Genomic DNA, 19037 nt, shown 5'->3' with positions numbered 1-19037 from the left:
TCGCGGAGTACTGCCATGCACTACCAACACCCTGATCGTCTCCAGGCCGTCATTCTCGACTGGGCGGGAACCGTGGTCGATTTCGGCTCCTTCGCTCCGACGCGGATTTTCGTCGAGGCATTCGCCGAATTCGACATCGCCGTCAGCCTGGCTGAAGCCCGTGGTCCCATGGGCATGGGCAAGTGGGATCACATCCGCACCCTGTGCGACCAGCCTGCTGTGGCCGAGCGCTTCGAGAAGCGTTTCGGGCGCCGGCCGAGCGATGCCGACGTGACGGCCATCTACGAGCGCTTCATGCCCCTGCAGATCGCCAGGGTCGCCGAGCACAGCGCGCCGATTCCCGGCGCCCTGGCGACCGTAGCGAGCCTGCGTGAACGCGGCCTGAAGATAGGCAGTTGTTCTGGCTATCCCAAGGGGGTCATGCAGCAGGTGGTCGAACTGGCGGCTGCGGCCGGCTATCGACCGGACCACGTCGTCGCCACCGACGAAGTGCCCAAGGGCCGCCCGAGTCCGGCCCAGGCGCTGGCCAATGTGATTGCCCTGGGGCTCGACGACGTGGCCGCCTGCGTCAAGGTCGACGACACCGAACCTGGCATTCTCGAAGGGCGCTGCGCCGGCATGTGGACGGTGGCACTGCGTTTCTCCGGTAACTTCCTGGGCCTCACCTGGGCGCAATACCAGGCGTTGCCCAATGAGCGGCTGGAGGCCGAGCGTCAACGGATCGATGACTTGTTCGCCAGCAGCCGCCCCCATTACCTGATCGACACTCTGGCCGACCTGCCACCGGTCGTCGACGCCATCAACGCGCGCTTGGCTCGCGGTGAAAGTCCGCAAGGCTGCTGAAGCTGTTTTCCCTGTTCGCTCGCCCATCCTTCACCCACAGGAACCACACCATGTTCAAGCGCATCGCCCTTGCCGCCGGCCTGCTCGCCGCCGGCGCCCTGCATGCACAGGCCGCCACCGAGCTGACGGTCTACAGCGCGCTGGAAGTCGAACAACTCAAGCCCTACCAGCAGGCATTCGAGAAACAGCACCCGGATATCCGCATCAAGTGGGTACGTGACTCCACCGGGGTCGTCACCGCCAAGCTGCTGGCCGAAAAAGACCGTCCCCAGGCGGATGCCGTCTGGGGACTGGCGGGCTCCAGCCTGGCCATCCTCAAGCAGCAGGGCATGCTCGAAGCCTACGCACCGGCCAGCCTGGACAAGATCGGTGCCCATTATCGTGACAGCGACAATCCACCGTCCTGGGTGGGCATGGATGTGTGGGCCGCGAGCATCTGCTTCAACACCATCGAAGCCGAAAAACAGGGGCTGCCGAAGCCGACCAGATGGGAAGACCTGACCGACCCGGTCTACAAGGGCAAGATCGTCATGCCCAACCCGGCGTCCTCAGGTACCGGCTACCTGGACGTCAGCGCCTGGCTGCAGACCTTTGGCGAAGACGGTGGATGGGCCTACATGGACCGGTTGCACCAGAACATCGGCCAATACACTCATTCCGGTTCCAAGCCTTGCAAGCAGGCCGCGGCGGGGGAGTTTCCCATCGGTATTTCCTTCGAGTATCCGGCGGTGCAGCTCAAGCGCAAGGGGGCGCCGCTGGCCATCGTACTGCCCAAGGAAGGCCTGGGTTGGGAGATCGAGGCAAGCGCGATCATCAAGGGCACCCGGCATCTGGACGCCGCGAGGAAACTCGCGGACTTTGCTGCCAGCCGCGAAGCCATGGACCTGTACAAGGCCAACTTTGCCGTACTGGCCCAGCCAGGTATCGCCGAACGGTTCCAGGAACTGCCGGCCGACTACGAACAGCGCCTGATCAAGAACGACTTCAACTGGGCCTCCCAGAACCGCGATCGCATCCTGACCGAATGGCGCAAGCGCTATGACGGCAAGTCCGAGCCGGTCAGCCAGTAAGCGGCGCACTCATCCGCGCCTTCCATCGTGACTCACCTGGCCGCCCCGGCGGCCACTTCCCCCATCAAGGAGATTTCCATGCATCAGCACGACTGTGACCTGCTGATCGTAGGCGCCGGCATCCTGGGCCTCGCCCATGCCTGGGCAGGCATGCGTCGCGGCCTCAAGGTCCGGGTATTCGAACGCAGCCATACACCGCTGGGTGCATCCATCCGCAATTTTGGCCAGGCACTGGTCACGGGCCAGGCTCCCGGGCCCATGCTCGACCTCGCGCGTCAGTCCCACGGGCTCTGGGCCGAGCTGGGCAGGGCGGCCGGGCTGGCGATCAGACAACAGGGTTCACTGGTGTTCGCTCGCACCGAGGCCGAGGAGGCCATGCTGGACGCGTTCTGCCTTGGCCGTGCCGAGGAACTGGGCTACCGCACTGAGCTGCTGCGCGGCCCGGCCCTGGACAACCTCTACCAAGGCCGCTTCGTCCATCACCGCGCGGCTCTGCATGGGCTCGACGATCAGCAGTTGTTCTCCCGGCAGGCGCTGCCACAAATCATCGACTACCTGGCTGGGCAGGGCGTCGAATTCCACTTCTCGACGCTGGTACGGGACGTCGGACCTGGCAGCGCCTTGACCACGGCAGGCCGCTTTTCGGCAGGCCAGATCATCGTCTGCTCCGGTCACGATTATCAGACGCTACTGGCCGAGCAGATGGCTGCGTTGAGACCGTCAGTCTGTCGTTTGCAGATGTTGCGGGCGCGCCTGGCGCAGCCTCTGGATCTGCGCCACGCGGTGCTCACGGGACTGAGTTGCGTGCACTACGGCGCCTTCAGCGACCTGCCCGAGGCCGATGCGATCCGCCGGGAAATCCAGCGTGATTACCCGCAACTGGAAAAGCATGGCATCCATCTGTTGATCAGCCCTACACCCCATGGCGAGTTGATCATCGGCGATTCTCACGACTACGGCACAGATGCCGCGCCATTCAACCAAGAGGACGTGGATAACCTGCTGATCGACCTGGCGGAGCACACCCTGGGTGGACGCCTGCAAGTATTGGAGCGCTGGCAGGGCGTCTATGGTGCTCGCGGCCCAGGCCCGTTCAGTGTGTTGCCTGCCGCCGACGGTGTAACCGCCGTGTTGATGCACACCGGCCTGGGCATGAGCGTGGGGCTCGGCCTGGGCGAGCGGACCGTTGCGGCGTTGCTGGGGGAGGGGGCGTGGCCCGTATCCAGCTGAATGCGGTTCCGGCGGGGCGCATCAGCGCCCCGCACGAGGCTCACTGTGGCCACTGCTCGAGCAGAATCGAGACGAATTTCTCGGCGGCAGGGGACAGTGACGCGCCGCGTCGATAGACCAGCCCCAGTGAGCGGTTCACCACCGGCTCCACCAGCGGTACGCTGACCAGTGTCGGGTGGTCTCCGGCCGGCATCGCCAGGCTGGGCATCGCCGACACGCCAAGGCCAGCCTCGACCAACCCCAGCGACGTGGACAGGTGTTGTACTTCGTAAAACCACTGGGGGCGCCAGCTCAGGCCCGACAAGGCATGATCGAGCAGCATCCGGTTACCGCTCAGTCGTCCCACGCCGATCAGTCGGTAGTCGCTCAGTTCCGACCAGGTGACGGCGTTGCGTCCTGCCAGTTCATGATCGCGGCGGCACGCCAGGACGAAGGGTTCGTTGACCAGCGACACGAATTCGATGTCCGGGTGCTGGCCGCTCATCATGTTGATGCCGAAGTCGGCTTCGCCGCGCAGGACCGCCTCCAAACCTTCGTTGGCACTCAGGTCCAGCAGGCGTATGCGGATCTTCGGATAACGCTCGTTGTACAGGCGGATCACCGAGGGCAGGAAGTAGAAGGCGGCCGTTGGGATGCACGCCAGGGTCACCCGGCCGATCTGCCGCTGCGCCAACTCGCGGATGTTGAGGATCGAATCGTCGAAATCGTCCAGCAGGCGCCGCGCCTTGGGCAGGAAATCACGGCCGACACTGGTCAGGCTGACCTTGCGGGTGGTGCGATCCAGCAAAGCCGTCCCCAACCCTTCCTCGAGTTTTTTCATCCGTCGGCTCAGCGCCGGCTGTGACAGGTGCAGTGCATCGGCTGCTTCGTGAAAGCTGCCAAGTTCGGCGATCTTGACGAAAGATCGTATGTCCTGAAGTTCATATTCCATGCAGGTTCCACTCAAGCTCGCGACGTGTCGTGCAAATCATCCTACGGCTATTCATCTGTAAAACGCAATAAACGCGCCGATCTTTGCATTGGAAACACTTTTTAAACCCTGCCACTCTTGCCTCCAGAACATCAATTATCCAGATTGATCAACAAGAGTTAGTGTTCATGCAACGTATTCCTTGTGTGCTCATGCGCGGCGGTACCTCCAAAGGACCGGTCTTTCTCGCCTGGGATCTGCCGGCCTCCGTCACCGAGCGTGACGAGCTGCTGCTCGACCTGATGGGTTCCGGCCATGAACTGGAGATCGACGGCATCGGGGGGGGCAGCCCGCAAACCAGCAAGGTGGCGATCGTCAGCCCCTCGCTGCACCCCGAGGCGGACGTCGATTACCTGTTCGTCCAGGTGATGGTTTCCCAGCGTCGGGTCGACACCGCGCCCAACTGCGGCAACATGCTCTGTGCGGTGGGTCCCTTTGCCATCGAACAAGGGTTGGTCAAGGCCGGTGGCGACCTGACTCGGGTGCGCATTCGCAACCTCAATACCGGGACTTTCGTCGTTTCCGAGGTGCAGACCCCTGGGGGCAAGGTCAGCTATGAAGGCGACACGGCCATCGATGGCGTACCGGGCACCGCCGCGCCAGTGCAACTGACATTCCTGGATGCGGCCGGCAGCAAGACGGGCAAACTGTTTCCCACCGGCCAGGTGCTGGACCTGATCGACGGCATCCCGGTGACCTGCATCGATATGGCGATGCCCATGGTGATCGTCGAGGCCAGCCAGCTCGGCAAGCGCGGCGACGAAAGCCCCGCCGAACTGGATGCCGACCACGACTTCCTGCAGCGCCTTGAATCCCTGCGGCTCAAGGCCGGCCTGGCCATGGGCCTGGGGGACGTCAGCGACAAGGTGATTCCCAAGCCGGTCCTGGTGTCGCCAGCCAGCTCCGGCGGGACACTGCAGGTGCGTTATTTCATGCCACACAACTGTCATCGGGCGCTGGCGATCACAGGCTCCATCGGCCTTGCCACCGCGTGTGTAACCGAAGGCAGCGTCGCCGCACGACTGACCGGCGGCCCAGGCGAGCCTCGCTTGCAGCGGGTTCGCATCGAGCACCCGAGCGGTGCGATCGATGTCGTTCTGTCCTACGTCGGCGAACACGGGGAGACCATCCGCGCCTCGGTGGTGCGTACCGCACGCCGGCTCTTTTCCGGTTTCGTCTACGCCAAGGCTTCGCACCGGCTGGCGGGTTAGCCGGCTGCCGGGTCGTTGCATCAGCACAATTGCAAGAATGGGTGATGCCATGAAAGTCGCGCAACACACCTAGCCGGGCACGGCAAATTCAATATCAGGGCGGGACGACATGAATGACCTCTGCCAGGCACACTCAGCCTATTGCCTGGCAGGTTGGAGCCGTGCGCCCGGATGTTGGTAAGGCTACTGAATAACAACAAGAGATCTGACATATGCTCGCTTTACTTGGCTTGGCCATGGTGGTGGTCTTCACCTTCCTGATAATGACCAAACGGCTGTCGCCCATCGTGGCCTTGACGGTGGTGCCAATCGTCTTTGCGGTCATCGGCGGCTTTGGCGGGACCACCGGCAAGATGATGCTGGACGGCTTGAAGATGGTCGCTCCTTCGGCTGCGCTGTTGCTTTTCGCGATCCTGTTCTTTGGCCTGATGATCGACGCCGGCCTGTTCGATCCGTTGATCCGCAAGATCCTCAAGCGCGTCAATGGCGATCCGATGAAAATCGCCGTGGGTACGGCACTGCTGTCGCTGGTGGTGGCACTGGACGGTGACGGCACGACGACCTACATGATTACCTGCGCCGCCATGCTGCCCCTGTACAAGCGTATCGGCATGAACCCCATGATCCTGGCGACCGTGGCGATGCTTTCGTTGAGCATCATGAGCGGCATGACGCCCTGGGGCGGGCCGGCGACCCGCGCGATCGCGGCCCTGGGCCTGGATGCCGGCGACTATTTCGTACCGCTGTTGCCGACCATGATCGGCGGGGCCATGTGGGTGGTGTTCACGGCCTTTGTGCTGGGCCGCGCCGAGCGCAAGCGCATCGGTAACGTCCAGTTGCAGAGCGGTGGTGGGGATTGCTATATCAAGGCGATCATCGAAGACACCCCGCACAAGCGTCCGAAACTGGCCTACGTCAACCTGCTGCTGGTGATCGCGGTGATGGTCGCCCTGGTGATGGGGCTCATGCATTCGGCGATCCTGTTCCTGATCGGTTTCGTCCTGGCGCTGATGATCAACTATCCGCAACTGGATATTCAGAAAGAACGCATTCTTGCCCACTCGGGCAATGCCATGACGGTGGTGCTGCTGGTGTTTGCCGCAGGCATCTTCGCCGGGATTTTTTCCGGGACAAAAATGGTCGACGCGCTGGCGCAGACCCTGGTCGACTGGATCCCGCCATCCTTGGGACATCTGTTCCCGCTGGTGGTTGCGATCACCAGCATGCCGCTGACCTTCGTCCTGTCCAACGATGCCTATTACTTCGGCGTGGTGCCGATCCTGGCCAACGCCGCGGCGGCCTACGGGATCGATCCGGTGGAAATCGCACGGGCCTCCATCCTCGGTCAGCCGGTGCACCTGATGAGTCCGCTGGTGGCTTCGACCCTGTTGTTGGTGGGCATGGTCGATCGCGACCTGGGGGATTTCCAGAAAGCCACCGTCAAGTGGGCCGTGCTGACTTCCCTGGTGATTACCGCGCTGGCCCTGCTGACCGGGGCGTTGACACTGTTTTCCTGATCGACCCGACCCTTGCGCCTTCCTGCCTGGCACACCTCGCCGTCGAGGTGTGCGCCGGGCTGCACGTCCAATAACAACAACGAGAAGCTTGATATGACCATTTTTGCCACCCGTGGGGCTTTGCTTCCCATGCTCGGCCTGATGCCGTTGGCCGCGGCCAACGCCGAAGGTTTCATCGACGACAGCAAGCTGAAGCTGCAGCTGCGCAACGTCTATTTCAACGAGAATTTTCGCGACGAGCAGGGCCTGAGTCCGCGAGCGGCGCGCACGGCCAAGAGCGAGCGCACCGAGTGGGCCCAAGGCTTCCTGCTGGATTACCAGTCCGGGTTCACGCCGGGTTTCGTCGGTTTTGGCGTCGATGCCCTGGGGCTGCTCGGGGTCAGGCTCGACTCGGGACGCGGGCGCAGTGGCAGCGGCCTGCTGCCGGTGCATGACGATGGTCGTGCCGCCGATGAGTTCGCCAGCGCGGGCATGACCGCCAAGGCCCGGATTGCCAGGACCACGATCAAGTACGGCACCTTGCTGCCCAAGACCCCGGTACTGGTCTACAACGATGCACGACTGTTGCCCCAGACTTACCAGGGCACGCAGATCAACAGCACCGACATCGACAATCTTGCGCTCACTGCCGGCCATCTTGAGCGTTTCAAGCTGCGGGACTCCGCCAACAGCATGCCGATCGTGCCTGACGGCTACAGCGGCAACGAGGCTGGCGACTTCAGCTATGCCGGCGCCGATTACAAGCTGGGCAAGGCTATCCGCTTGAGCTATTTCTTCGGTGAGCTCGAGAACTTCTATCGACAGAACTACGCCGGTATCCAGCATGACCTGGCACTGGGCGCCGGGGTGCTGACCAGCGACCTGCGCTATTTCAACAGCGTCGACTCAGGTTCGGCCTACAGCGGCAGGATCGACAACGATATGTTCAGCGGCCAGCTGTCCTACGCCGTGGTCGGTCATACGTTCAGCGCCGGCTACCAGAAGCTCAGCGGCGAAGCCGGCTTGCCATATATCAGCGGCGCCACAGTCTATTCCTTCAGCAATGTCGGCATTGGCAAGTTCATCGAAGAAGACGAGAAGACCTGGATGGCCGGCTATGGCTATGACTTTGCCCGTCTTGGCGTGCCTGGCCTGACATTTTCCAGCCGCTACCTCAGCGGCAGCGACGGCAAGTCCGGCAGTGCCGTAAGGGAATGGGAACGGGATGCCGAAATCGCTTATGTCGTCCAGCAAGGCAGCTTCAAGGGGTTGGGCCTGAAGCTGCGCAATTATGTCTACCGTTCGGATTTTTCACGGGGGCGGGACAGCAACCGCATCTACTTCACCTATGACGTCGCGCTCTGGTAGGACGGTGACGCAAGCGAAGGGGCGTTCGCTACATCCGCTTGAACGTCTGCCGCGACACAGCCTCTGAGAGTAATGCAGGGTGGACACCGTTCGCCCGTTCAGACCCGGAGGCTGGATTCACATGAACATTCTGATGGTCCTCACATCTCACGATCAGTTGGGCGACACCGGCAAGAAGACCGGCTTCTGGCTGGAAGAGTTCGCCGCTCCGTACTACGTGTTCGTCGATGCCAACGCTGCGGTCACGCTTGCTTCTCCCAAGGGCGGGCAGCCGCCGCTGGACCCCAAGAGCAATGAAGAGGATGCCCAAACCGATGCCACCCGTCGCTTCGATGCGGATACCAAGGCCCAGGCGGCCTTGGCCAACACGGTGCCGTTGGGGGAGGTGGACCCTTACGACTTCGACGCGGTGTTCTATCCAGGAGGCCATGGACCGCTGTGGGACCTGGCCGAGGACAGCGACTCCAAGACCCTCCTCGAAGCGTTCTATGCATCGAACAAACCCATCGCGGCGGTCTGCCACGCGCCTGGGGTATTCAAGAACGTCAACGCACCGGACGGCCGGCCTGTAGTGGAGGGTAAGAAAGTCACCGGGTTCACCAACTCCGAAGAGGAGGCGGTGGGGCTGACACAGGTGGTGCCGTTCCTGGTGGAAGACATGCTCAAGGCCAAGGGAGGGGACTATATCAAGGCTGCGGATTGGGCCAGCCATATCGTCGAGGATGGGCACCTGATCACCGGCCAGAACCCCGCGTCCTCCGAAGCCGCGGCCCAGGCGCTGCTCAAGCGCTTGACGCAGGAACAGACGGCCTGAGCCAGGACTGCCGGACGAAAACGGGCACCGCCGGTTGCGACTCACGCGGCCGGCCGCGATCGTAGGTGAGGGCAGTATGGCCAGCAGGACACGCTGCCCACGCCTGGTATCAGATGACCTGCCCGCCGGACACCTCGATACGCTGCCCCGTGACCCAACGGTTATCCTCGGCCAGCAGGCTGGCGACCATCGGGCCGATGTCGTCCGGGACACCTACCCGACCGAGCGCCGTCATCCCGGCGAACTGCGCATTGAGATCGGGCATGTCGCGCACGGCGCCGCCGAGGAAGTCGGTGGCGATAGCGCCAGGGGCGACGGTGTTCACGGCGATCCCTCGGCTGCCCAGTTCCCTGGCCAGGTACACAGTGAGGATTTCGACCGCCCCCTTGGCCGCGGCATAGGCTGAAAAGCCTGGAAAGGACACTCGCGTCAGGCCCGATGAATAGTTGACGATACGCCCGCCGTCCCTGATCAGCGGCAAGAGCGCCTGGGTCAGGAAGAACACGCCTTTGACATGAACGTTGAAGAGATCGTCGAACTGTTGTTCGGTGGTTTCTGCAAACGCCGCCATGGCGCCGTGCCCCGCATTATTGATGAGAAAGTCGAAATCGGCTCGACCCCAGACTTCATGCAGTGCACTGGACAGCGCGGTGGCGAACGCAGCAAAGCTGGACACGTCACCGACGTCGAGTTTCAGCGCAATGGCCGCCTGCCCGAGGCGTTCGATTTCTGCGACGACCTGGCGAGCTTCGGCCTCGCCGGTGCGGTAGGTGACGACCACGTCATGTCCCTTTCGGGCGATGGCAAGCGCGGCATTGCGCCCCAGGCCACGGCTGGCTCCGGTCACCAGTGCGATCTTGTTCATGGAGTTATCCTCTTGGGCTGTTGAATCAATCGTAGAGAGAACGTTGAGCCAGTCACCGTCAGTCATGCGGCGACAAGGCCCAGCGCGTGCTTGATGGCATTGGAGAACGCCGGGATGTCGGACGGCATGCGACTGGAAATCAGGTTGCCGTCCACCACCACCTCCTGATCCACCACCGTTGCGCCAGCGTTGAGCAGGTCGCGCCGGATGGATCGCCAGCCGGTCAACGTCCGGCCCCGCAGGACGTCAGCCTCCACCAATAGCCAGGGAGCATGGCAGAGGGCCGCAACGACCTTGTTTCGCCCCATGAATTGCTGCACGATTTCCACGGCCGCCGGGATCGTCCGCAAAATGTCCGGGTTGACCAGGCCACCTGGAAGCACCAGCGCTTCATAGTCGTCCACCGAGACCTGTTCCAAGGTCTTGTCAGGCGTGATCGATTGAGCAGAGGGCGCGGACACACCGGTGGCGGCGTCCCAGACCACACCCTTGATCGGCTCTTTATCGATCGAGGCAAGGTAGACTTGCGCGCCGGCGTCAGCGAGCGCGGTACGGACATCGAAAAGCTCCGAATCTTCGAAGCCCTTGGCTGCAATCATCAGGACCCGGGGTGGATGAGTGGGTGTCATGATCTTCTTCCCCTTGCGTGACTGGCGTTTTTTTCGACGGGCGAGGGATCTCGCTCCGTTGCCCAGACTTTAGAGAACGACAGTGTTTTTTAGAAAGACTTTGTCTGTCCTCACCCATGCCCCGGAGGCATCGCTGAATGGAACTGCGTCATCTTCGTTATTTCGTGGCCGTTGCCGAGGAGGGCAACCTGACGTCCGCGGCAACCAAGCGCCTTCACACCGCGCAGCCGTCCCTGAGCCGGCAATTGCGCGATCTGGAGCTGGAGGTCGGCGCGGAGCTGTTTGTCCGCAAGGCCAGGGGGGTCGAGCTGACGCCGGCGGGCGCCGCGTTCCTGGATCAGGCCAGGCTCGCCCTCAGCCATGCGCAAGAGGCGGTGGCGGCTGCACGACGGGCGGCGCGGCCAGCGAAGAAAGTGTTTTCGGTGGGTTTCCTTACGGGGCAGGAGGCGGACTGGTTGCCCAGTGTGACCGGCTTGCTTCGCCACGAACTGCCCAACATCGAATTCAAGGTCATCAGCCTGCAGTCGCCCTCATTGGCCGACGCCATTCAGCGAGGCGACGTCGATCTGGGTTTCCTGCGCGTGGAGCCTCGCCCGGATGTGCGTTACGAGGTGGTCGCCAAGGAGCCGCTGCTGGTCATCATGCCGAACGACCATCGCCTGGCCAGTGTGGGCGATATCGACCCTGCCGAGCTGGCCAGGGAGACGTTCATCGGCTGTTCCGAGATCCCCCATGTACTGCGCGACGTCATCGCGCAATATTTCGCCAGTTGCAACGTGCAGGTCAGCTCTTCCTACTGGCTGGATGACTATGGCACCGGCATTTCATTGATCAGCTCCACCCGGGGCGTCGCCATCCTGCCGGCGTACGTCGAGCCGCTGCTTCCCTGGACCATCGTGAGCCGACAGCTCAAGGGCACCCGACCGACCATTGATCTGGCGGTGGGGTACCGGACCGATAATCCATCGCCCATCCTTAAAACCTTTCTGGAAAATATCGAACAAATAAAGAACGCGGGACCGGGCGGCAGTCGGCGTCGGTCCGACGGCTAGGCGCTGCTCGCCTGGCCAACCGCGCAGGTCGTTCAGACAGCGCCTGGTGTCAAGAAGCCGATCAGGCGCGTTCACCGATGGAGGCACAACGAGCATGCACGACACCTTTGACCTGTCCCGGTTCGTCGAAGCCCAGCGCCCTGTGTTCAGTCGTGTCATGGATGAACTGCGCGCCGGGCGCAAAACGAGTCACTGGATGTGGTTCATCTTTCCTCAACTGCAAGGCCTGGGTCGTTCCGCGATGGCAGCTCGGTTCGCCATCTCCGGCCTTGCCGAAGCACGCGCATATCTGCAGCACGAGGTACTAGGCCCCCGGCTGGAGCAGTGTGTGAACACTGTCCTGGAGCACCGTGATATAAGCGCCGGGCAGCTGTTCGGCTCGCCCGACGACCTGAAGTTTCGCTCCTGCCTCACACTGTTCGTCCATGCCCAGCCCGATTCCCCTGTGTACCAGCGAGCCCTCGATCAGTTCTATTGCGGCGAACCCGACCCCAAGACGCTTCTGCTATTGGGTGACTGACCCCGAAAAGGAGAGCATACGATGTCACTTGATCCAATCTTGTTCATGGGCGGCTCTGGCGCCATTGGTCATCAGACTGCCCGGGCGCTGCGCGCCGCTTACCCGGACGTGCCGCTGCTGATTGGCGGCCGCGATCTTGCCAAGGCCCAGCGCACCGCAGAGGAAATTGGCGGGGCGCAGGGAGTGGTGATCGATTCCCGCGCCCAGGACCTGGGCCTCGGTGAGCGCCAGGTCAGCGCCGTCGTGATCTTCTACATGGACCACGCCCTGGCGGGACTGCGTTATGCGCAGAAATGCCGGGTGCCGCACCTCAGCATTTCTTCCGGTGTCTTCGAGATCGCGCCGGAAATCGCGACGTACATGCACACACCCGAGGCCTCGCCCATTGTCCTCGGCTACGAATGGATGGCAGGGGCGACGACGGTGGCGACGCTGCGCATTGCCCGGGCCTTCAGCCGGGTCCAGGACATCAGCCTCCACGCGCTGGTGGATGAGCAGGACACCGGAGGCCCGACTGTCGCCACCGACTTCGAGCACCTGAATAAAATGCTGCCGGCCGCGCTGACACGGCGCGATGGCGTCTATGTCTGGCGCGAAGGCGAGGACGCCAGGGTCAGCTTTCACGCGGTGGATGGTACGCCAATCCAGGCCTCCGGTTTCTCGTCCATCGATGTCGTCGGCCTGGGGGCGGCCACGGGCGCCCCCAATGTGCAGTTCAACATGGGCACCGGGGTGAGCTCGACTCGACGCCAGGGCCGGCCGAAGTCCACCGAGATCATCATCGAACTGTCTGGCGAGGACCTGGTGGGTAAACCACTGCGCACCCGTCATGCCGTCGTGCACCCGGCAGGCGCAGCACCGCTGACCGGCCTCAGCGTCGCAATGACCCTGGAGCGGCTGCTCGGCTTGGACGGCCAACCGCCAACGCCGCCAGGGCTCTACTTTCCCTATCAGTTGCTGGATGCCGACGCGTACCTGGCCCGTTTGGAGAAGGAGGGCGGCGAGTTGCGCAAACTATAGGTGACCGGGCCAAACCTGCGGGCCGGATGCCTGCTTCATGCCCAGCAAGCGCTTTTGCCGCCAGGCCGGGGCGCTGGTGGGAAAAAGCGCTTCATCCGGCCGAAAGCGTGCCAGACCACAGGCGGCGGCGATGCGCTGGCGCTGTTGGCCCCTGACCAGCACCTGCCCGAAGGCGGCTTCGCTGTGGACCAGTCCGAGCATGTAGCGAGTTCCCGACTGGAACTGTCCGCCGTGGGTCTGCCACCAGCGTTCGATTGACCGCGGATCGGGCCAGGGCAGATTTTCATCTGGGTCCATGGCGACGTTCGGATCCTGTGGATTATCGTTCGGACCGGCATCGAAATCCGGCAGGTCCTTCAATTCCAGATCGAGCAATGCCAGGTCGGCTCCAGTGATCAGGCTGAAGGCTTCGCCGGCGACACGGGCGAACGGCAAATCGCGCATCTGTTCCATCAGCCAGGGGATGCAGACCGGATCGCCCAGCAGCCCAAGGGCCTGGATGCCGACACGTCGAAGCCGGGGATCCTGCACCCACTGGCGTATCCCGGCGATGCTGGACTCGCGTTCTTGCCACGCCAACAACACGCAGAGGGCGCGGTACTGAAAAAAGCTCGGTTGCTCGGCGAACTGGCGCAGCGGCTCCAGGGCCTGCCGATCACCCATCTGGGCGGCGGCCCAGCAGGCCCAGAAACCCGTGGTCGCATCCGGGTGTCGGCAATGGGCGCGGATCTCGGCCAGCAGGTCACGCCGGCGCAGCTCGCCGGCGGAGCGGGCAGCCCGGGCCATCACGCTTGGGTCAGGGTCGCGAAGGCCGCCCAGCAGCGCAGGGCCAGGGTCCTGACGATGCATGCCGCAGGCCGCCAGGCCGAGTCGACGAAACAGCGGCTCAGGCGCAGCGAGCATGCGGTCGATCCAGGGTGAGAGCCGCTGCCAATCGAGCCACCCCAGGGCCATCAGATAACCGCGCTCCGTTTCTGCGGCATTGCGCAGGTGTTCGCTGAGCCGTGACAACATTTTGCCATTGGCCGACTCGAAGGCCAGCACCACACTGGCGAACATCTCGCCGAGGGTGTCTGGGCCGAGTTGCATCAGCAGCGTTTCCAGCCCAGGTGGCCCTGCGATGCGCAAGCCATCGAGGTGGGCGTCAAGGCGGCTGTCGAGTTTGCCAAGGTGATCCAGATCGTAGTGCGGCGCGCGCGAGGCATCGTCGCGCAGGACAGCAAGGAAGCTGGCTTCTTCAGCATGTTGCTCGATCACCAGAGACAGCGAGTCGCTCATGAACACTGCATCGCCGCGATGGCCGCAGGCGAACTCAGGTGTTGTGCGGGCATATCACGCGCTCCCACCGGCTGCCATCGAACTTGAGAATGTCGTCGACTCCAAAGGAGTAAAGCAGCCCGTCACCGACATCGAGCTTGTGGGCGCCGGGCGCGGGGAGGAGGCCGGTGTCGACATCGAAGAAGTCTTTTCCGTCATATCGAACGAGGCCATGCACGTGGGCGATGTACAACTGCCCGTCGTACAGCGCCATGTCCCAGAAATTCATGGTTCGTTCCGTATCGAGTACCTGCCACTGATTTCGGTTGCCCACCAGCAGCACGCCATCGTTCCCGCAGGCGTAAACCTCCTCTGCGCTCTTGCACAGGACCCGTGACAGCGGGCGATTGGTCGCAGAGTCCAGGGTGCTCCAGCGTGCCCCGTCGTAATGCATGATGAGGCCCTTTTCGCCGACGGCATAAATATCATCGGACGACAGGCCATCCAGGCTTTCCAGGGTGGGGGAGGCTATCTTCGCTCCCGGCGGGCTGATGCCGACCCAGCCACCGTTCGAATGACGGTAGACCTGGGACGACTGACCGCAGATATACAGCTCATTGGCGATTTCCCGGATGCACAGCAGTTCGCCAAGCCGGCCCGTTTCGATCCGCTGGTTTTCGAATTTCCCTCGGACATTGGCGAGTGTGAAGTCCGCCGAGCCGGTTTTCACATGACGCAGGTGGCCCTTGCGTCCGAGCATCCAGAGGCTGCTGTCACTGTGCCTGAAACAGATGGCGCCTATGACGTCGTCGTCCACGTCGTTGTAGACCCAGTTTCCATCGAAGCAGAAGGCGACCCTGGACATTTGCTCGTCCGGCAGGGAGTTGTACTGCCCAGGCACGACGATCGTGCCCGCCTTGATGACCAGGCCGCAGGTAAAAAACAGCGAGTCTTCATTATCCATGATGGGCTCTCTATATCATTGGGGCCGGATTCTTCGGCTTCTTCTCGAGGGCTGGTGCGCGAACTTCGCCCCTGCGCATGCCTGATTCCGGGCCTACGCCCAGATCCTGGTGCCCCTTGTCGATCTGGGCCTTCAGGCAGTCTTTGTCGCAGCCAGTCTCATCGGCGACCGCCTGGGCTGCGAGGTCGCTGATCTGTGCGTAGGTGAAGTCATCGGCCCCGCCCAACATCGCATCGCGCTTGACCACGTAGCCGCGACCGATACGACCATGTTGCATGAGCTTTTCGGTCGGCCCCTCACGGGAGTTGTGGTCGGCGCCTTCCACGCAGACGCAGGGAGCTTTGTTGTGATCGTAGGTAGGAACGAAGGCGTCCCCGCGCACTTTCAGTTTGCCGGTCTTGGGGTTGATCGGCCGGGGAGTCGACAGGTCTGCCACCGGCACCGGGTGGTGGGGTGTCTTCCCGCCACATTTCGAACAACGGGTCTTTGGCGAGTTTGGCACCAGCATGCACTTGCGTGCTTCACAGCATTCCGGGCTTGTGTTGTCGGCTGGGCCGGGGATGGCACCGCGCGACAATGACTTGGCCGGCGGAGGGCAGGCCGCCTTGATTTTCTTCACGGTGCCGGACTTGACGCACGGATTCTCGGGGTCCGCCATGGCTACCGCGTCCAGGTACGGCCACGCCAGCGTGTTGGCCGTCGAGCCGTGGTTATGGGTGGTCAGGTCCATGTTCCGGACGACGTTCTCGCCCTCGAACTTCACATTCATCGACCAGGCAGTGAAATACACCTTTCCCTTGATTTTATTGGTGATGATGCCTTTCTTCGGCGCATTTCCAGCCTCGTCCCCGTAACTGGTCTTGAAGTAGCTCTTGTCCTTGAGCATGACTTCCTTGCCGCTGATCTTCACCGTTCGCGAGCCCCGGGTGGTGTCCTTGGCCAAGCCGGTGTTGGGGTAGGGGATAGGCACCCCCAGTGGAGTGGCGGCGGTTTGCGGCGGGGTGAAACAGACGTCCGGGAAGCAGGCCACCGACTTGCCGTCCGCCGCCTTGCAGGATATTTCCATATTGTTGGCGTAGACCTCGTTCGCCATCAGGCAGCCCTCGTTGTCTGGTAACTGAGCAGGGCGACAGCACGTTCGCCGGCGTCGTTGCCCAGATGGCAGAAGATATTCGGGCCATCGCCGTATCCCTTGCGGCTGGCGGCCAGGGCCACGGCGAGCATGGCCGGGCCGATGGCGGCGCCGACTTCGCCGATGCAGTCGGCCGGATGCCAGAGATGGAAGTGCTCCTTGCGCACCCGCAGGGTACGGCCCAAGGCAAGAGAGGCCTCCTTGAAGTAGTACTGTTCTCCGGAGATGTCGGTGAGCCGATAATCCATCTGTTCCAGCCCACAGCCGGCTTCGCCCAGGGCCGCGCGTATGGCTTGACTCAGGCCTTCGGCGCGCAGGGGCATGTCTTCGGCCTCCACCGTGGCCTTTTCCATCCCGAACCCCAGGCCGATGCAAGTCAATTGCGGCTCTGTGCTGGCGACAGGGCGTGTCAACACCACAGCGGCGGCGCCTTCACCAGGGATGAAACCATTGGAGTTCTGGCTGGTGAGCAGGCGCTGGCGGTCTTCGAAGGCGTCCAGGGTCGGTGCGGCGAGAAAAGAATCCACCCCGGCGACGAGTACATAGCGATGCCCCCCCTGGTAGATCAGCGTGCGCGCATCGAGCAGGGCCACGGCACCGCTGACCCGGCCACGGGCGATGATGCAGGAGTCAGGATGAAAGCGCAGGCCCAGCTCGGCCTCGATGGCTTGCAGCAAGCTGTTGTCCAGGCCATCGAGGCGACCCGGGCGCTCGGCTTCCGCCAGGCCCAGTAGCAGGGGCGTCTGCTGCGGATCGATGCCGGGAGCGCTCTGCAATGCCTCGGCGATGGCGCGGGCGGCCATCTTGATCAGCTTGGCGCGACCCCGCCAGGGCTGCTCCAACATCACGCCGGCGGCGATCAGCCACTCGCCACCACGGTCGATAAAGCGGGTCTCCTGGAAGTTGTCGATGGCGCAACGGATCGCCGCGCAGCTCGCCGGTGCGCTGAGGCCGACCGCGCTGACCATGCCCGAACCGATGATGCACAGCGCGCTCATCCGTCTGTCTCCTCGAAAGCCCGCCTGGTTTTGACCAGGGAGCGGAGCGATGGGTAATAATCCTTGCCCAGCTCCCGGGCGCGCCACCAGCCCGCAGGCATCGTTCCGACCAGCACCTGGGCGATCTCGAACAGATTGCGCCGCAGGGGCCGGGATACACGCCAGGTCAACTGCACCTGGCGAGCGTTCGTGTCGATCAGCAGGGTATCGATCACCCCGCGCACCGTCTCGTGACCGCCTTTTTTCAGGAAGAAGGTGACCGGCACATCCATCTCGGGAATGCGAAAGCCTGCGCGTTCCTGAGGCGTGAGATTGAGCAGCAGCACATCTTCGCCGCCACGCAGATAGTCGGCCTGCTGGTCCTCGGGGGCGGCCTGGAAGTAGCGATTGTCGAAATCCTCTGGCAGGAACGGAAAGCAGTCCGCCAACCAGGCGTCGTCATAGGTACCGGCGAAACGGACCCGCTGCGGCCAGCTACGCCCGATGGGGCCGAGGGCCATGGGCCGGAAGTCCCCCGAGGGGCTGTCGATCGGCTTGCCCAGTTCCTCGGTGTTCGGCATCGGTCTTGCGACGATACCAGTACTGTCGATATCGCTGGGGTACCAACCGCAACCGCTCGGGTTGTGCGGATAGCAACGCAGCATTTCGGGGGCGTTCAGCGTGGGGTGGGCACCACCGAAGGCCTGGGCGTAGGAGATGTCCTGCTCGACAAAGGGCTGCGGCGCGCCTGGGGCAACGCCCATTATTCCCTGCTGCCATTGCCGAGGACCGAGCACGGAAAAAGCCTTGCTGACCCGGCCGATGCGAATGCCTGCGGTCAACTGTGTCACGGGCCGGCCTGCGGGTGCATAGGCCTTGCCGCGCACCAGCACATCGCAGCATGGCTTGACCGGGGCGAAGTCCATCTCCTGCAGCGGCGCGCTGAGCCCCGGCTCGCCCAGGAAGGTATCGGCCATCAACAGCGGCTGCTGGGCATCCGCCAGGGACGCGACGCGGCCATCCAGTGGCAGGTTGAAAGTGCCCTTGGCCACCACGACCAGGGATTCGCGACCGTCGCTCCCCATGCCCAGGGTATAGGCAGCAGCCAGTTTGCTGGCGTTGAGCAATTCCATGGGCTGCGGCCTCTAGTTGATCTGCACCGAGCCGCCCTTGATGCGGTTGGCCCCACTGGAGCGGCTGGAAAGGTAGGTGCCGCGGATGATCACTTTGCCCGCGCGGGTCAGGGTGATGCTGGCCTTGCCGCAGCGCAGGACGATTTCCCGTTCTGCGCTGAACTCCAGGCGCTCTCCGTCCAGATGGGCGATCGCCGGCGTCACGGTTTCCTGCAAGCGCTGGATGCGCCCGACCACCAGCGGACGGGCCACGTCCCCGGCTTCGAACATCAGCGCGACCTGGGCGCCGATGTCATCGCGAGTGAGTGGGGTGGTGGTGCGTGCGGCAAGGCCTGTGTCAACGGGGCAGCCGGCGAAGGCCACCACCGGAGCGTCCGCCATGGGCACATCCAGCAGCACGCCAATCACGACGCCGTCCACCCGGGTCGGGGTGGATGTCGAGGAAACGGGGAGGTGGTATTCGACGGTCATGGCGCCCACTCCGTG

At 63.2% G+C, this 19037-nt stretch carries 19 protein-coding genes; 10 read left to right on the top strand and 9 right to left on the bottom strand.

The window, feature by feature from the left end:
* Positions 1–15: 15 nt before the first annotated feature.
* The 3 genes from phnX to BT179_RS16295 all read left to right on the top strand — a co-directional run bounded on the left by phnX (position 16) and on the right by BT179_RS16295 (position 3143).
* A complete protein-coding gene (gene phnX / locus BT179_RS16305) occupies positions 16–843 on the top strand; it encodes a phosphonoacetaldehyde hydrolase (protein WP_072431262.1) in 828 nt (275 codons plus the stop codon).
* A gap of 50 nt (positions 844–893) precedes the next feature.
* Entirely contained in the window at positions 894–1913 is a 1020-nt protein-coding gene (locus BT179_RS16300) for a putative 2-aminoethylphosphonate ABC transporter substrate-binding protein (RefSeq protein ID WP_072391781.1), read from the top strand.
* Positions 1914–1991: 78 nt separating this feature from the next.
* On the top strand, positions 1992–3143 hold the full coding sequence (locus BT179_RS16295) for a TIGR03364 family FAD-dependent oxidoreductase (RefSeq protein WP_072431261.1): 1152 nt from the start codon (positions 1992–1994) through the stop codon (positions 3141–3143).
* A gap of 40 nt (positions 3144–3183) precedes the next feature.
* On the opposite strand, the gene BT179_RS16290 is transcribed toward BT179_RS16295, so the two are convergent.
* Complete coding sequence (locus tag BT179_RS16290; protein WP_072391787.1) at positions 3184–4074, bottom strand: LysR family transcriptional regulator; 891 nt, start codon at positions 4072–4074, stop codon at positions 3184–3186.
* 167 nt (positions 4075–4241) lie between these two features.
* Between BT179_RS16290 and BT179_RS16285 the strand changes: the two genes are divergently transcribed.
* From BT179_RS16285 to BT179_RS16270, 4 genes are all read left to right on the top strand, one after another.
* Positions 4242–5324, top strand: a complete 1083-nt coding sequence (locus tag BT179_RS16285; protein ID WP_072431260.1) for a 4-oxalomesaconate tautomerase — start codon at positions 4242–4244, stop codon at positions 5322–5324.
* Positions 5325–5536: 212 nt separating this feature from the next.
* A complete protein-coding gene (locus BT179_RS16280) occupies positions 5537–6841 on the top strand; it encodes a CitMHS family transporter (protein WP_072431259.1) in 1305 nt (434 codons plus the stop codon).
* Positions 6842–6934: 93 nt separating this feature from the next.
* The gene (locus tag BT179_RS16275; protein WP_072431258.1) at positions 6935–8188 is read left to right on the top strand and encodes an OprD family porin; all 1254 of its coding nucleotides are present in this window, start codon (positions 6935–6937) and stop codon (positions 8186–8188) included.
* Between the two features lie 121 nt (positions 8189–8309).
* Positions 8310–9002, top strand: coding sequence for a type 1 glutamine amidotransferase domain-containing protein (locus tag BT179_RS16270; protein ID WP_072431257.1), 693 nt, complete (start codon positions 8310–8312; stop codon positions 9000–9002).
* A gap of 109 nt (positions 9003–9111) precedes the next feature.
* Here the strand turns inward: BT179_RS16270 and BT179_RS16265 are convergent, their stop codons facing one another.
* Positions 9112–9867, bottom strand: coding sequence for an SDR family NAD(P)-dependent oxidoreductase (locus tag BT179_RS16265; RefSeq protein ID WP_072391801.1), 756 nt, complete (start codon positions 9865–9867; stop codon positions 9112–9114).
* A gap of 62 nt (positions 9868–9929) precedes the next feature.
* A complete protein-coding gene (locus tag BT179_RS16260) occupies positions 9930–10496 on the bottom strand; it encodes a type 1 glutamine amidotransferase domain-containing protein (protein WP_072391804.1) in 567 nt (188 codons plus the stop codon).
* A 137-nt stretch (positions 10497–10633) separates the two neighbouring features.
* On the opposite strand from BT179_RS16260, the gene BT179_RS16255 reads away from it, so the two are divergent.
* The 3 genes from BT179_RS16255 (at position 10634) to BT179_RS16245 (ending at position 13088) form a co-directional block, all read left to right on the top strand.
* Positions 10634–11548 (top strand): LysR substrate-binding domain-containing protein, encoded by a 915-nt coding sequence (locus BT179_RS16255; RefSeq protein ID WP_072391807.1) that lies wholly within the window; start codon positions 10634–10636, stop codon positions 11546–11548.
* Between the two features lie 94 nt (positions 11549–11642).
* Positions 11643–12068, top strand: a complete 426-nt coding sequence (locus BT179_RS16250; RefSeq protein ID WP_072391811.1) for a DUF1810 domain-containing protein — start codon at positions 11643–11645, stop codon at positions 12066–12068.
* A gap of 21 nt (positions 12069–12089) precedes the next feature.
* On the top strand, positions 12090–13088 hold the full coding sequence (locus BT179_RS16245; protein WP_072431256.1) for a saccharopine dehydrogenase: 999 nt from the start codon (positions 12090–12092) through the stop codon (positions 13086–13088).
* On the opposite strand, the gene BT179_RS16240 is transcribed toward BT179_RS16245, so the two are convergent.
* From BT179_RS16240 to BT179_RS16210, 6 genes are read right to left on the bottom strand one after another with little or no spacing between them, the layout of a single operon-like run.
* Positions 13083–14366: a TIGR02270 family protein gene (locus BT179_RS16240; protein WP_072431255.1), complete on the bottom strand. Its 1284-nt coding sequence runs from the start codon at positions 14364–14366 to the stop codon at positions 13083–13085. The genes BT179_RS16245 and BT179_RS16240 overlap by 6 nt on opposite strands.
* A 34-nt stretch (positions 14367–14400) precedes the next feature.
* Positions 14401–15309: a WD40/YVTN/BNR-like repeat-containing protein gene (locus tag BT179_RS16235; protein WP_072431254.1), complete on the bottom strand. Its 909-nt coding sequence runs from the start codon at positions 15307–15309 to the stop codon at positions 14401–14403.
* Between the two features lie 10 nt (positions 15310–15319).
* The gene (locus BT179_RS26310; RefSeq protein ID WP_083526348.1) at positions 15320–16402 is read right to left on the bottom strand and encodes a PAAR-like domain-containing protein; all 1083 of its coding nucleotides are present in this window, start codon (positions 16400–16402) and stop codon (positions 15320–15322) included.
* Positions 16402–17439, bottom strand: coding sequence for a beta-ketoacyl synthase N-terminal-like domain-containing protein (locus BT179_RS16220; protein ID WP_072431253.1), 1038 nt, complete (start codon positions 17437–17439; stop codon positions 16402–16404). The genes BT179_RS26310 and BT179_RS16220 overlap by 1 nt, the downstream gene beginning before the upstream one ends.
* Complete coding sequence (locus tag BT179_RS16215; RefSeq protein WP_072431252.1) at positions 17436–18551, bottom strand: DUF2169 family type VI secretion system accessory protein; 1116 nt, start codon at positions 18549–18551, stop codon at positions 17436–17438. The genes BT179_RS16220 and BT179_RS16215 overlap by 4 nt, the downstream gene beginning before the upstream one ends.
* A gap of 12 nt (positions 18552–18563) precedes the next feature.
* Complete coding sequence (locus BT179_RS16210) at positions 18564–19022, bottom strand: DUF6484 domain-containing protein (RefSeq protein ID WP_072391829.1); 459 nt, start codon at positions 19020–19022, stop codon at positions 18564–18566.
* Between the last annotated feature and the right edge of the window lie 15 nt (positions 19023–19037).

The sequence above is a fragment of the Pseudomonas sp. NFACC43 genome, assembly GCF_900119645.1.
Taxonomy (GTDB): Bacteria; Pseudomonadota; Gammaproteobacteria; order Pseudomonadales; family Pseudomonadaceae; genus Aquipseudomonas.
The sequence above is the reverse complement of the archived record's forward strand: the minus strand, read 5'-3'. Positions and strand labels throughout refer to the sequence as shown.